This is a genomic window from Bailinhaonella thermotolerans (assembly GCF_003594875.1).
Lineage (GTDB): Bacteria > Actinomycetota > Actinomycetes > Streptosporangiales > Streptosporangiaceae > Bailinhaonella > Bailinhaonella thermotolerans.
Map to the genome: position 1 here is coordinate 121730 of NZ_QZEY01000008.1, position 12061 is coordinate 133790.

At 75.0% G+C, this 12061-nt stretch carries 13 protein-coding genes; 3 read left to right on the forward strand and 10 right to left on the reverse strand.

The window, feature by feature from the left end; genetic code table 11:
* The first annotated feature begins 24 nt into the window (after window positions 1–24).
* Window positions 25–561 carry a MarR family winged helix-turn-helix transcriptional regulator gene (locus tag D5H75_RS21345; protein WP_119928273.1) on the forward strand — a complete coding sequence of 179 codons (537 nt, stop codon included), beginning with the start codon at window positions 25–27 and terminating at the stop codon, window positions 559–561.
* On the opposite strand, the gene D5H75_RS21350 is transcribed toward D5H75_RS21345, so the two are convergent.
* The 4 genes from D5H75_RS21350 to D5H75_RS21365 form a co-directional block, all read right to left on the reverse strand.
* Window positions 558–1067 (reverse strand): heme-binding beta-barrel domain-containing protein, encoded by a 510-nt coding sequence (locus D5H75_RS21350; protein ID WP_119928274.1) that lies wholly within the window; start codon window positions 1065–1067, stop codon window positions 558–560. The two genes, D5H75_RS21345 and D5H75_RS21350, sit on opposite strands and share 4 nt — an antisense overlap.
* A gap of 552 nt (window positions 1068–1619) precedes the next feature.
* The gene (locus tag D5H75_RS21355) at window positions 1620–1982 is read right to left on the reverse strand and encodes a DsrE family protein (RefSeq protein ID WP_119928275.1); all 363 of its coding nucleotides are present in this window, start codon (window positions 1980–1982) and stop codon (window positions 1620–1622) included.
* A gap of 138 nt (window positions 1983–2120) precedes the next feature.
* Window positions 2121–2834: a type 1 glutamine amidotransferase gene (locus D5H75_RS21360; RefSeq protein WP_119928276.1), complete on the reverse strand. Its 714-nt coding sequence runs from the start codon at window positions 2832–2834 to the stop codon at window positions 2121–2123.
* Entirely contained in the window at window positions 2824–4062 is a 1239-nt protein-coding gene (locus tag D5H75_RS21365; RefSeq protein ID WP_119928277.1) for a MurT ligase domain-containing protein, read from the reverse strand. Before D5H75_RS21365 ends, D5H75_RS21360 begins: the two co-directional genes overlap by 11 nt.
* Window positions 4063–4416: 354 nt before the next feature.
* Here D5H75_RS21365 and D5H75_RS21370 point away from each other — a divergent pair, with 354 nt between their 5' ends.
* Window positions 4417–5388, forward strand: a complete 972-nt coding sequence (locus tag D5H75_RS21370; RefSeq protein WP_119928278.1) for an NAD(P)-dependent alcohol dehydrogenase — start codon at window positions 4417–4419, stop codon at window positions 5386–5388.
* A gap of 64 nt (window positions 5389–5452) precedes the next feature.
* Here the strand turns inward: D5H75_RS21370 and D5H75_RS21375 are convergent, their stop codons facing one another.
* The 4 genes from D5H75_RS21375 to D5H75_RS21390 all read right to left on the reverse strand — a co-directional run bounded on the left by D5H75_RS21375 (window position 5453) and on the right by D5H75_RS21390 (window position 7622).
* A complete protein-coding gene (locus D5H75_RS21375; protein ID WP_119928279.1) occupies window positions 5453–5776 on the reverse strand; it encodes a hypothetical protein in 324 nt (107 codons plus the stop codon).
* Complete coding sequence (locus tag D5H75_RS21380; RefSeq protein WP_119928280.1) at window positions 5773–6066, reverse strand: hypothetical protein; 294 nt, start codon at window positions 6064–6066, stop codon at window positions 5773–5775. The genes D5H75_RS21375 and D5H75_RS21380 overlap by 4 nt, the downstream gene beginning before the upstream one ends.
* On the reverse strand, window positions 6063–6296 hold the full coding sequence (locus tag D5H75_RS21385) for a hypothetical protein (protein ID WP_119928443.1): 234 nt from the start codon (window positions 6294–6296) through the stop codon (window positions 6063–6065). The genes D5H75_RS21380 and D5H75_RS21385 overlap by 4 nt, the downstream gene beginning before the upstream one ends.
* Window positions 6297–6410: 114 nt before the next feature.
* A complete protein-coding gene (locus tag D5H75_RS21390) occupies window positions 6411–7622 on the reverse strand; it encodes a helix-turn-helix domain-containing protein (RefSeq protein WP_202638366.1) in 1212 nt (403 codons plus the stop codon).
* 811 nt (window positions 7623–8433) lie between these two features.
* Between D5H75_RS21390 and D5H75_RS21395 the strand changes: the two genes are divergently transcribed.
* Window positions 8434–10215 (forward strand): SpoIIE family protein phosphatase, encoded by a 1782-nt coding sequence (locus tag D5H75_RS21395; protein ID WP_119928282.1) that lies wholly within the window; start codon window positions 8434–8436, stop codon window positions 10213–10215.
* A gap of 39 nt (window positions 10216–10254) precedes the next feature.
* Here the strand turns inward: D5H75_RS21395 and D5H75_RS21400 are convergent, their stop codons facing one another.
* Complete coding sequence (locus tag D5H75_RS21400) at window positions 10255–11481, reverse strand: hypothetical protein (protein ID WP_119928283.1); 1227 nt, start codon at window positions 11479–11481, stop codon at window positions 10255–10257.
* Window positions 11478–12023 (reverse strand): RNA polymerase sigma factor, encoded by a 546-nt coding sequence (locus D5H75_RS21405; protein ID WP_242454407.1) that lies wholly within the window; start codon window positions 12021–12023, stop codon window positions 11478–11480. Before D5H75_RS21405 ends, D5H75_RS21400 begins: the two co-directional genes overlap by 4 nt.
* Window positions 12024–12061: the final 38 nt, after the last annotated feature.

Consider the following 12061-nt stretch of genomic DNA (forward strand, 5'->3'; position numbering starts at 1 on the left):
GTGCCCGGGATTATCCTCAACCCCATGGCCGAGGATCCGCAGCGGAGACGTGACCGCGTCGACGAGATGGTCGAGGCGTGGCGACGGGAGCTCCCCGAGGCGGCCACGGTCGAGTTGGAGATCGTCAAGCGCCTGGGCCGGCTGTCCGGCCGCGCCGAGTTCGCGACACAGGAGGTCCTGGCGGCCGCCGGTCTGACGTACGCCGAGTTCGACGTGCTCGCCACGCTCCGCCGGGCCGCCCCTCCCCACCGGCTCAAGCCCGGTCAGCTCGCCGCCCGCTCCATGCTCACGACGGGCGGCACGAGCAACATCCTGCAGCGGCTGTCCGCCGCGGGTCTCGTCGAGCGCGAGGCCGACCCCGCGGACCGCCGCAGTTCCTGGGTACGGCTGACGCCGCTCGGCGTGCGGCGGGCCGAGGAACTGGCCAGGGCGACCGGGGACGCGCACGGCCGGCTGTTCGCCCCGGTCCCCGAGGCGGACCTCCGCGCCCTGGCCGACCTGCTCCGGGACGTGCTCGTGTCCCTCGGCGACGCGCCCCCGGCCCTCCCCGGCGAGGGCTAGCCGACCTTCTTCAGGTGGGCGGAGGTGTGCGACTGGAGTTGCTGTCCCATCGCCGCCATGTCGAAGGCGTACATCAGGTCGCCCTCGACCAGGCCGTACAGCCGGTGGCCCGCGGTGTACTCCTTGGCGGACTCGGTGCGTGCGACGACGTCCGTGCGCAGCTCGATCTTGTGGAAGACGACCTCGCCGACGTAGATCTCCACGATGCCGGTCGGGTGGGACAGGAGCACCTCGATCTGCCGGTCCTTCTGCGCCCGCCAGAACCCGGTCTCCGTCGCCAGCGGCCGCACCTTGTTCCCCTCGTCGTCCAGCAGCCAGGTGCGGCTGGTGTACGACAGGAACGGCTTGCCGTTGTGCTCGAAGACGACTTCCTGCCCGAAGTTGAAGCTCTCGATCGTGGGGTAGCCGCCGACGCCGGCCCCCTCCCAGCGCCCGACGAGGAAGGCGATCGGCTCCAGGTCGGGGTGCAGCTCGGGCACGGCCGCGTGAATCTCAGGTTGCTCCATGTGACCACAGCCTACGACCCCCGCCACCCTGGCCGTTCCCCCCGTACGGCGCGCGCCGCCGGCCTCCCGGCGGGCGTACGGCGTGCGCGAGGCGTACGGCGTGGGCCGCGGGCGTACGGCGTGGGCCGCGGGCGTACGGCGTGGGCCGCGGGCGTACGGCGTGGGCCGCGGGCGTACGGCGTGGGCCGCGGGCGTACGGCGTGGGCCGCGGGCGTACGGCGTGGGCCGCGGGCGTACGGCGTGGGCCGCGGGCGTACGGCGTGGGCCGCGGGCGTACGGCGTGGGCCGCGGGCGTACGGCGTGGGCCGCGGGCGTACGGCGTGGGCCGCGGGCGTACGGCGTGGGCCGCGGGCGTACGGCGTGGGCCGCGGGCGTACGGCGTGGGCCGCGGGCGTACGGCGTGGGCCGCGGGCGTACGGCGTGGGCCGCGGGCGTACGGCGTGGGCCGCGGGCGTACGGCGTGGGCCGCGGGCGTACGGCGTGGGCCGCGGGCGTACGGCGCGCGCCGCGGGCGTACGGCGCGCGCGGGGCGTACGGCGTGGGCCGGGAGGGTCAGTAGACCAGCGAGCGGGCGCCCTCGGCGAAGATCTCCTCGATGAAGGCGGGGGCGCCGGCGATGCGGACGCCGTCGATCACGTCGTCCACGGTGATGTCGCGCCGGGCGGCGCACTGGGTGCACAGGGTGACCCGGCCCCCGGCGAGGATCGCCGACAGCAGGTCCTCCAGCGGGGCCGCGTGCGGGAGCGAGAACTCCTTGGCGCGGCCGGGCAGGGCGAACCAGGACGACTCCCCGGTGAGCCACAGCGAGACGGGGATCCCGCTGGCGAGCGCGGCGGCGGCGACGGTGAACGCCTGGTTGCACCGCTCCGGGGCATCGGCCCCCGCGGTCACCTTGATGACCAGAGAACGAGACATACCGAGACCTTAGGACACCGGCCCCCACCCGTCAGCCACCGCCCCGCCCGCCGTACGGCTCGCGCGGGCCGTACGGCTCCCGCCGCCCCGCCGTACGGCTCCCACCCGCCTCCGGAGCGGAGGGGCGGGGACGACGGGTCAGGGGCGCACGGCGGCGAGGCGCTCGGCGCGGAGCCGCTCGTGCCAGGTGTCGTCGATGGGAGGCAGCTCGGGGCCGACGATCCAGCGCAGCAGCAGGTCGGCCAGGCCCGGGTTGCGGGCGAGGGCCGGGCCGTGCAGGTAGGTGCCGATCACCTTGCCGGCGTAGCAGCCCTCGGTGCCGTCGCCGTTGCCGGTGCCGACGACCGTGCGCGACAGCGGGCGGACGCCGGGACCCAGGTGGGTGACGCCCATGTGGTTCTCGAACCCGGTCAGCGTCGGGACGCCCAGCTCGGGGGCGGTCTCGGCGACCAGCTCGCCGACGGCGCGGCCCTGGCCCCGGCCGCTGGAGATGTCCAGGATGCCGACGCCCTCGACCGGCTGGCCCTCCTCGCCGCCGAACACCGACCCCATGATCTGGTATCCGGCGCAGACCGCGAGCATCGCCGCGCCCCGGTCGAGCGCGCGGCGCAGGCCCGGGTCGCGCTTGAGCCGCTGCGCGCCGAGGATCTGCGGCCGGTCCTCGCCGCCGCCGATCAGGTAGATGTGGCCGTACTCCGGCACCGGGTCGGACGACCGCACGTGCACGGTCTGGACCGGGATGCCGCGGCGGCGCGCCCGCTCCTCCAGGACCAGCACGTTGCCCTGGTCGCCGTAGGTGCTGAGCAGGTCCGGATAGATCCAGACGATGGACAGGGCGTTGTCAGACGGCACGGCCGAACTCCGCTCGGATCTGCTGGAACGCGGTGTAGTTGGCGATCACGTCCACCTTGCCCGGGGGCACGGCGGCGAACGCGTCGCCGATGTGCTCGGCGAGCTGGAAGGGCACCTGGGCGACGTCGAGCCGCAGCGCGAGGTCGAGGCGGCGCTCCCCGGTGACGTAGACGGGCCGCCCGCGCAGCACGCGGTAGTCGACGTCCCAGAGCCAGGAGGTGTCGCGGCCGTCCGGGCCCTGCGCGTTGACCGACAGGATCACCGGCACCGGCGGCGGGTCGAGCACGTCGAACGCCTCCAGCCAGCCCGCGGGGTTCTTGGCCAGCAGCAGCCGGATGACGCGCCCGTCGCGCTCGACGGTGGTGTAGCGCCCGGCCACCGACTTGACCTGCCGCAGCCGGTCCAGCGCGGTCGAGGGCGCGAGCCCGAACAGGGCGGCGGTCGCCAGCGCCATCGCCGCGTTGGAGGCGTTCGCCCGGCCGGGGAGCTGGAGGTGGAGCGGCCAGCGCTGGCCGTACGGGTCGATGACCAGGTCGTTCTGCTCGTCGAGCCACCAGGTCGGCTGCGGGCGGCGGAACGCGCACTCGCGGCAGGCCCAGTCGTTGTCCTTGCGGTCGAGCGGGCCGCCGCACTCGGGGCAGCACCAGGAGTCCTCGCGCCAGCGCTGCCCGCCGGACACCCAGGTCACGTGCTGCGCGGTCGAGGCGCCCCAGGCGACCAGCGGGTCGTCGGCGTTCGCGATGACGTGGGTGTTCTTCCCGGCCAGGGCGCGGCGCCACTTCTGCGCCAGCAGCCAGATCTCCGCCGCGCGGTCCATCTGGTCGCGGCTGAGGTTCATCAGCACCACGACGCCGGCGCCGGTCGTGTCGATCACCTCGGGGAGGTACTTCTCGTCCACTTCGAGGACGGCGTAAGGCGCGTGCTTGTCCTGCGCCAGCGCCGACACGTGCCCGGCCGGCATGTTCGCGCCGAAGGCGTTGCTGGCGACGTCGCCGAGCTCCTGCAGCGCCGACACGATCAGGCGCGTGGTGGTCGTCTTGCCGTTGGTGGCGCTGACCAGCACCAGCTTGCGGTCCTTGGCCAGCTTGCGGAGCAGATCCGGCTCCAGCACGAGCCCGACCCGCCCCCCGATCACCGAGCCGTCTCCCCGCCCGGTCATCCGCGAGAGGGTGGCGGCGGTGCGGCCAAGCGTCGCCGCAAGCTGCGCGCGCAACGGTAGCTGGGTCATGCCGACAAGACTATCCACCCCCTCCGGTCCCGGACGCCACGTCCCCGCATCACCCGGCCCCGCCCCTTCGCGCGCGGCCCCGCCCGGCCAGCCGTACGGCTGCCGCCGGCGGCCGCGGCGGGCCGGGTGGCGCGGGCGGGGCTGGGCGGGCGAGTCAGGCGGGCGAGCCGGACGGGCGGGCCAGGCGGGCGGGCGAGCCGGACGAGCCGGCACGGGGCGGGGCGGAACCCGGGGGCGGGCGCGGGCGTTCCCCCTTCGAGGTGCGGCGCCGGGAGCGGCCCGCGGTCGGGGGGCCGCCAGGACGTGCCCGGGTGTGCCACGACACCCCGGGCCGGTTGCGACCGGGAGGCCGCGATGAAGGCGATCACACAGGATCGGTACGGCTCCACCGACGTCCTGAGATTCCGGGAGATGGACGCCCCGGTCCCCAAGGCCCGCGAAGTGCTGGTGCGGGTGCGCGCGGCGGGGGTGGACCGGGGCGTGTGGCACCTCATGCGGGGCCTGCCGTACCTCGTCCGCGTCGTCAGCCCCCGCCGCCCCGTCTCACCCGTCCCCGGCATGGACCTCGCCGGGGTCGTCGAGGCGGTCGGGCCGCAGGTGACGCGGTTCCAGCCGGGCGACGAGGTGTACGGCAGCGGCACCGGCGGCACGTTCGCCGAGCTCGCCCGCGCCCGCCAGGACCGCCTCGCCGCCAAGCCCGGCAACCTCACGTTCGAGCAGGCCGCGGCCGTCCCGACCTCCGGCTCGACGGCCCTCCAGGCCCTCCGCGACCAGGCGCGGGTACGGCAAGGCCAGCACGTCCTGGTCATCGGCGCGAGCGGCGGCGTGGGCGGCTTCGCCGTACAGATCGCCAAGTCGCTGGGCGCGGAGGTGACCGGGGTGTGCGGCCCGGCCAAGGCCGACCTCGTCCGGTCCCTCGGCGCGGACCACGTGATCGACTACACGCGCGACGACCTCACCGCGCCGTCCGTCCGCTACGACGCCGTCATCGACATCGCCGGGAACCGGCCGCTGTCCCGGCTGCGCCGTCTCCTGACCCCGCGCGGCACGCTCGTGATCGTCGGCGGCGAGGAGGGCGGGCGCTGGCTGGGCGGCATGGAGCGCAACCTCCGGCTCCTCCTGCTGTCCCCGTTCGCCCGCCACCGCCTCCGCGCGCCGATCGCGCTCACCCGCACCCGCGACCTCGACGAACTGCGCGGGCTGATCGAGTCCGGCGCGGTGACCCCGCACGTGGACCGCGCCTACCCGCTCCGCGAGGCCCCGGAGGCCATCCGCCGCCTGGAGCGGGGCGAGGTGCGGGGGAAGCTGGTCATCACCGTCCCCTGACCTCCAGGCGGCGTACGGCCCGGGCGTCACCTGACGGACCCGGGGCCGGCGGACGGGCGCGGGGTCACCGGGCCTCGCCGGACAGGAGGGCCTGCCACATCCGGTGCCCGGCCGCGCAGGTGACGCGGGCGGTCTCCCGGACCTCCCACGCGCCGTCGCGCTGCACGGTCCTGCGGACGAACGCGCTGCCGCCCACCTGGCACAGCTCGTAGAAGACGGCGCGGCACGGGCAGGTCCAGGCGACGACGCGCACCCGCTCCCCGCCGGGCGGCGCCCACACCCAGCGCTCGCAGTCCGGCCGCGGCAGCGCCACGTGCGGGTCCAGGCACGCCTCCCCGGGCGGCGTGGGTACGGCCACGCGCCCGGCCTCCCCGGCCGCCGCCGTCATCCCGCGCCGCCTGTCCGCCGCTCGCGTGACCAGGACCGCCGCTCGCGTGACCAGGGCACCGCGAGCGCGTCCTGCGCCGCCAGTTCCCGGCCGAGCCCCGGCAGGCCGCTCGCGGACACCTCGGCCACGAGCCCCAGGTCGGCCTGGCGTCGCGTCGGCGGCGTCCGGCGTACGGCCCGCCACGTGCCGTCCGGCTCCTTGGCGAGGTCCCAGCCGGGGAACAGCGCGGCCAGCGCGTCCCGCCGGTACCGCTCGCTCTCCGGCAGCGGCTCGGCCCACCACCGGCTCACGACGCCGCTCCCCGCCGGGCCGCCGTCTCCCGCAGCCGCCGCAGCCGCCGCGCCTCGGCCTGCCTGCGCCGCTGCTCCTCCAGCGCCTCGGCGAGCCTCCGCGCGTCGTCCCCGTCCACGGTCCGGGAGCACCCGGCCTCCCACTCCTCCCCGGTCAGCCCCCGCCGCAACGTCGCCCAGACCCGCCCGGCGTCACTACGCCAGACGGCCCACTCAGGAAACCCCTCCACAACCGCCCCGAGGGTGACCTCTGATCTCTCCGCGCCCGTTTGGTAGCCGTCGGTAATCATGGGAGGACGGTAGGACGTGGCCTGCGGCGGCTGGTTTCCTCGGGGAAACGTGGGTCAGATCACGCCCATGCGGTAGGCGAGGCCGCGCAGTTCCCTGCCGCCGGCCGCCCGGCGATCGCGTTCGAGCTGGGTGGCCACGAGCTCGCGGGCGAGCGGATTGTTGTGGAGGCGGGGGGCCGACAGCCGCTCCGCCATCCGCAGCTCGTCCACCGACTCGCGCACCTGGCCCAGCAGGGCGTGAGCGCGCGCCTTCTCGATGTGCAGCGCGGAGCGGCGGCCCTTGCTCACGAACCCGGTCTCCCTCACCCTTCCGGCGTGATGAAGGGCCTCGCGGGGCTCGCCCGCCTCGACGGCGAGGAGAGTGCGCCAGGTGGCGACGTTGTTGGGCCCGAACCATTGCCAGGAATCCGCGTGCTCGCCGACGCGTTCGGCGACCCGCTGCGCTTCGTCCGCCTGCGTCCGGGCGGCGTCGTGGTCGCCGTTCACAGAGCGGGCGAGTGCGGAGGAAAGCCGCAGCATGCCGTACACCTCGTGTGTCAGGCGGTCGCGGCGCAGGTGGGGCTCCAGGGCGTCGGCGACCCGCTCGGCCCCGCGGAGCGCCCGTGTCATGGCCGCCGAAAAACGGCAGTGCGCTTGGGCGAAGGTGGCCGCCCCCGTCCACACGGGGTCGTCGAGGAGTTCCGCCGCCTGGCGCGCGCGGTCGGCCGCGATCCAGGCCAGGTCCGCCTGGCCGTTGTTCTTGAGCAGGAAGGTGGCCGCGGTGCAGGCGTCCACCAGGAGGCGCAGCGCCTGAGCCCTCTCCCCTTCGTCGCCGGTCGCCACATGCACGTGGAGCTCCGCGACGATCTCCGGGAGCACCCGCCCGAGCGTGGCGTGGTCAGCCGCCTGCCGCGCGGCCAGAATGGGGCCCTCCCAGTCCGCCGACAACTCGCCCAGCGATCGCGCCCGCGTATCCGGAGGGTCGCTCAGCGCGGTGTCCAGGAGCACGTCCCGCAACCGCATGATGTCCCCGTGCCGTTGCACCCGGGGAATGGTGGAGGTGGGCTCTCCCTCCAGGTCCGACGCGGACACATCGAGCACCTGCGCGATCCGGGCGATGTCCGACCGCTTGTCCAGCGGAAGCAACCCGTTCTCCACCTTGGACAGCCAGCTCTTCGACCGCCCGATCAGCCCGGCCAGTTCGTCCAGGCTCTTGCCCCGATAGCGTCGCGCCCGCCGTACGTTCTGCCCCAGCCGCCGCCGGGCCTCGGCACCGAAATCAGCCACGTGCGACACCTCCAATCGTCGCCCCCTCAGGCTACGGCGAGCCCAGCCGATCCGCAGGCTCCCCGCACCCCCAATCCCAGCCCAAGAAACCAACCCGCCCATCCCTCGCCGTGATCATGCAGTTTTAAGCACACCCTGTGCACAAAACTGCATGATCACGGCGAAGAAAGGGACGCGGACGGAGACCCAGGAGCCAGGAGCCAGGAGCCGAAGGATCCACACGCGGCCCCGGAGCAACGGCCGCCAGAAACCGCCCACAAGAAAGCGACGCACAGAGAAAACGGCGCGGAGTAAGCGACACGCAGACAAAGCGCGCAGAAACAGCGCGCATGAAGGAAGCGACGCGCAGAACGGCGGGCGCGGAGAAAGCGACGCGCAAAGGGAGCGGCGCACAGAGCGGCGCACGGGGTAAGGGGACGCGCAGAGTAAGCGGCGCACGGTGTAAGGGGCACACGGAGTAAACGGCGCGCAGAGTAAGGGGCGCACGGAGTAAGGGGCCCGCCGGGGAGAGATCACTCCCTCCCCCGTACACGTCACAAGCGCACAACCTCGCCGTGATCATGCAGTTTTAAACACACACTGTGCGCAAAACTGCATGATCACGGCGAGAAAGGGGTGCGGGACGGGGACGGAAGGGGCCTGGGGGGGACGACCACCATGAGGGCGTCGGAGTAAGGGGTGCGTGGAGAGCGGCGCGGAGGAGGGGGCGGCGGTGGGGTGGGTGGGGGGAGTGGCAGGTAGGGGGGTGTGGGGTGGGTATGGAGGGCGGGAGGGGGGTGTGGGGTGGGTATGGAGGGCGGGAGGGGGTGATGTGGACGTGGCGGGGCGGGAGCTGGTCGTGGCGGGGGTGCGGGGCCGGGGGCTGGATGATCTGACCGACGCCGGGGCCCTGGTGGTGGACGAGCGCGGATTGATCATCGAGGTGAACTCCGTGGCCGTGCGGCTGCTCCGCCGTACCGCTGACGAGCTGCTGGGGCGGGACGCCCACGAGCTGCTGCACCGCGGCAAGCACGGCGAGACCCTTCCACCGAGCCACTGCCCGCTCCGGCGGTCCCGCGTCACCGGCGGCACCGCCCAGGGCGACCACGCGTGGTGGGAGCGCGGGGACGCGACCCTGATGGCGACCTCCTGGACGTCCACCGCCTGCCTGATGGACAAGGGGGCGATGGGCGCGCTGGTGCTCTTCCACGAGACCGCCTCGACCGCGCGGGCCGAACGCGCCCCGGAGTCGGCGGCGTCGTCGCTGTCCGAGCTGGACCGGCTGGCCCTGCTCGCCGAGACCACTACGACCCTCACCGCGAGCCTGCACGTCGGCGAGACGCTGCGCCGCCTGATCCGCCTGGTCGTGCCCCTGCTGGCCGACTGGCTGGTCGTGGACCTGCTCACCGAGGAGGGCGGGGTGTCGCGCCAGGCCGTGGTCCACTGGGAGGGCGGCACGGTCGTGCACCGCGAGGACCTGGAGGGGCCGATGCCCCCGGTCCCGCAGGAGTCCCCGATGCCCCTGTCGCGGGCGCTGCGCGGCGTGACCGCGACCCTGGCCGGCCCGCAGGACTACCAGGGGCCGCCCGACTCGGGCATCGCGGTCATCCAGCGGGAGCTGTTCGAGGCGACCGGCATCCACTCGGCGAGCATCGCGCCCATCCGGGGCGTACGCGAGGTGATCGGCGCGCTGACCCTGGGACGCGCCGAGCGGGCGGGCGCGTTCACCCCCGCCGACCTGCTGCTGGTCGAGGACATCGCCCGGCGGGCCGGGCTGGCGCTGGACAACGCCCGGCTGTACGAACGGCAGCGCCGGGTCGCCGAGACGATGCAGCGCCACCTGCTGCCCCGGCTGCCGCGCGTCCCCGGCCTGGAGATGCGCGAGTGCTACCTGCCCGCCCCGCACGCCTCACAGGTCGGCGGCGACTGGTACGACGCCATCGTCCTGCCCGACGGCGCGACCGGCGTCGTGATCGGCGACGTCACCGGCCACGACCTGGACGCCGCCGCGGGCATGGCGCAGGTCTGCAACATGCTCAGGGCGTACGCCGGGGAGCTGGACGAGTCCCCCTGCAAGATCGTGGAACGGCTGGACCAGGCGATCTCCCGCATGGCCCAGTCGGCGATGGCCACCATGATCTTCGCCCGGCTGGAGTGCGCGGCCGGGAAGTGGCGGATGCGCTGGACCAACGCGGGCCACCCGCCGCCGCTCCTGGTGGAGCACGACGGGCGCACCCGCTTCCTGGAGGACGCGGCGGGCCTGATGCTCGGCACCGGCCTGCCCAGCACCCGGGAGGACGCGGTCATCGACCTGCCGCCGCGCAGCACCGTGCTGCTCTACACCGACGGCCTGATCGAGTCCGCGGGCCGCCCCTTCGACCAGGGCATGACCGTGCTGCGCCGGCACGCCGCCGCGCTCGCCCACCGCCCGCTGCGCTCGGTCTGCCACACGCTCCTGACCCGCGTCCGCCCCTCCGACAACGACGACGACGTGGCCCTGCTCACCCTCCGCATCCCCGACCCCGACCGTGAACCCGGCCGGCATCGCGAGCGAGACCCGGCCGAGAACCCGGGCGAGAACCACGCCGGTGTCCCGGCCGAGGTCCCCGGCTGAGACCCCGGCCCGGACGCGCCTCCCCGCGCCGCGATCCGGCTACTCCCTGATCGCCGGGGCCGGCGGGTCCGCGTCGGTCCACTCGGCGCGTTCCACGACCCGCTCGGACAGCACGACCCCCGCGGGGTAGGCGTCGCCCCGGGGGCCCTTCTCCGGCGTCGTCAGGACCTCCCGCACGCCCAGGGCCCGCCCCCGGCCGTCCAGGATGAGCTGGACCTGCGTGACACCCTCCGCGCGCCGCCCGGGGGCCGCCAGCGCCGTGCCCGCGCGGCCCAGCGCGTCCGTGGTCCCGCCCAGCGACCGCACCTGCGGCAGGTCGGCCAGGATCCGGTACGTCGCCGACCGCGTCTCCGGCGTCACGGGGGCGCGGACGACCAGTTGCAGGCCCGTCCGCCACATCCACTCGTCCCACGTGGCGGGCTCCCACGCGGCGGGCTCCGCCTCGCGCCCGAGCCGCTCGTAGGCCCGCCGCAGGTGGGCGCGCAGTCCGGCGGGGTCCCCCGGCAGGCGCGTGATCTGGTCCAGGGTCAGCGGGAGACCGTCGATGAGCCAGAAGGAGGACCTCTCCCCCGGCTCCCACACCCTGGGCGGGGCGGGCGGGCCCACCCGGCGGCCCCGGCAGAGGTCCGACTCGTCGTCCGCGGCGCAGTGACCGTTGTGCGTGGAGACGTACCACCACGAGCGCGGGGACCCGTTCCGCCGCCACGCCGCGCGGTCCTCCTCCCGCAGCGGCGCCGCGCCCAGGTTGACGTCGCCCATGCGGTTCGGCGTGCGGGGGTGATCCGGTGCCAGCCACATCTCGACGCGGACGCGCTCCCCCACGACGTACCGGTCGTTCCTGGGCCCGACGAGCAGCGCCTCGGTGAGAACCTGCCGCATGGACCAGTAGCGGCCGGTCGAGGCCGACCCGGCGCCGTCCGCCGCCACCAGCAGCGCGGACCGGGCGGAGAGCGCGACCGGGGCGCTCTCCGGCTCCGGCGGGCCAGGCGCCGCCACCAGCAGCGCCACGACCGCCACCAGGGCCGCCGCCGTCACCCCCGAGAACCCGAGCGCGATCCGCGTACGGCGCCCGCGGCCCGAACCGGCGGCGCGAGCCGGACCGGCGGCACGGCCCGGACCGGCGGCGCGAGCCGTACGGCGGGCGGGCGGCTCCTCCATCGCGGCGGCCAGGCGGTCCGGCAGGCGGCCCGGCGGGCGGGGCGGCCCCGGGGGGTCGAGGCGGGCCGGGCGGGCCTCGGTCAGCGCCTTGAGCGCGTCGTTCTTCATCGCCCCTCCTCAACGGGCACGAGCACGGGGACGGCCGGGGGCTCCTCGGCCGCGGCCAGCGCCGCGTCCAGGCGCCGCCGGGCGCGGTGCAGCCGCACGAAGTACGCCGCTCGCGAGCAGCCGAGGACCCTCGCGGCCTCGGCGCTGGTCAGGCCGTGCCAGGCGGCCAGGGTCAGGACCTCGCGGTCGGCGTCACCGAGCGCGGCGAGCGCGCGCAGCACGGCGGCGCGCTCGGTCACCTCGTCGGCGACGTCGCCGGAGGCCGTCTCGGCCCAGATCCGCATCTCCGCCGCCAGCGAGTCCCGCCGCACGGTGGCCCGGAACTGGTCGCGGAGCACGTTGCGGGCGACCGTGAGCAACCACGGCAACGGCGCGTCCGGCACGTCGTCACGACGGCGCCAGGCGACCAGGAACGTCTCGCTCGTCACGTCGTCCGCCAGCGGCCGGCCCGCCCGGCTCACCGCGTAGGCGTACACCTGGTCGTGGAAGTCGTCGTACAGGGCGGTGAAGCGCCGAACGTCCTCTTCGTACCCATCTGTCACCTGCCATCCCCCATTGCTGGAAATTACCTTCACAGGGG

What these genes read in the sequence shown, in the direction of transcription:
- D5H75_RS21375 (WP_119928279.1), bottom strand. Translation starts at nt 5,776, where the DNA reads ATGACGGCGGCGGCCGGGGAGGCCGGGCGCGTGGCCGTACCCACGCCG.
- D5H75_RS21370 (WP_119928278.1), top strand. Translation starts at nt 4,417, where the DNA reads ATGAAGGCGATCACACAGGATCGGTACGGCTCCACCGACGTCCTGAGA.
- D5H75_RS21400 (WP_119928283.1), bottom strand. Translation starts at nt 11,481, where the DNA reads ATGAAGAACGACGCGCTCAAGGCGCTGACCGAGGCCCGCCCGGCCCGC.
- D5H75_RS21350 (WP_119928274.1), bottom strand. Translation starts at nt 1,067, where the DNA reads ATGGAGCAACCTGAGATTCACGCGGCCGTGCCCGAGCTGCACCCCGAC.
- D5H75_RS21345 (WP_119928273.1), top strand. Translation starts at nt 25, where the DNA reads ATGGCCGAGGATCCGCAGCGGAGACGTGACCGCGTCGACGAGATGGTC.
- D5H75_RS21355 (WP_119928275.1), bottom strand. Translation starts at nt 1,982, where the DNA reads ATGTCTCGTTCTCTGGTCATCAAGGTGACCGCGGGGGCCGATGCCCCG.
- D5H75_RS21365 (WP_119928277.1), bottom strand. Translation starts at nt 4,062, where the DNA reads ATGACCCAGCTACCGTTGCGCGCGCAGCTTGCGGCGACGCTTGGCCGC.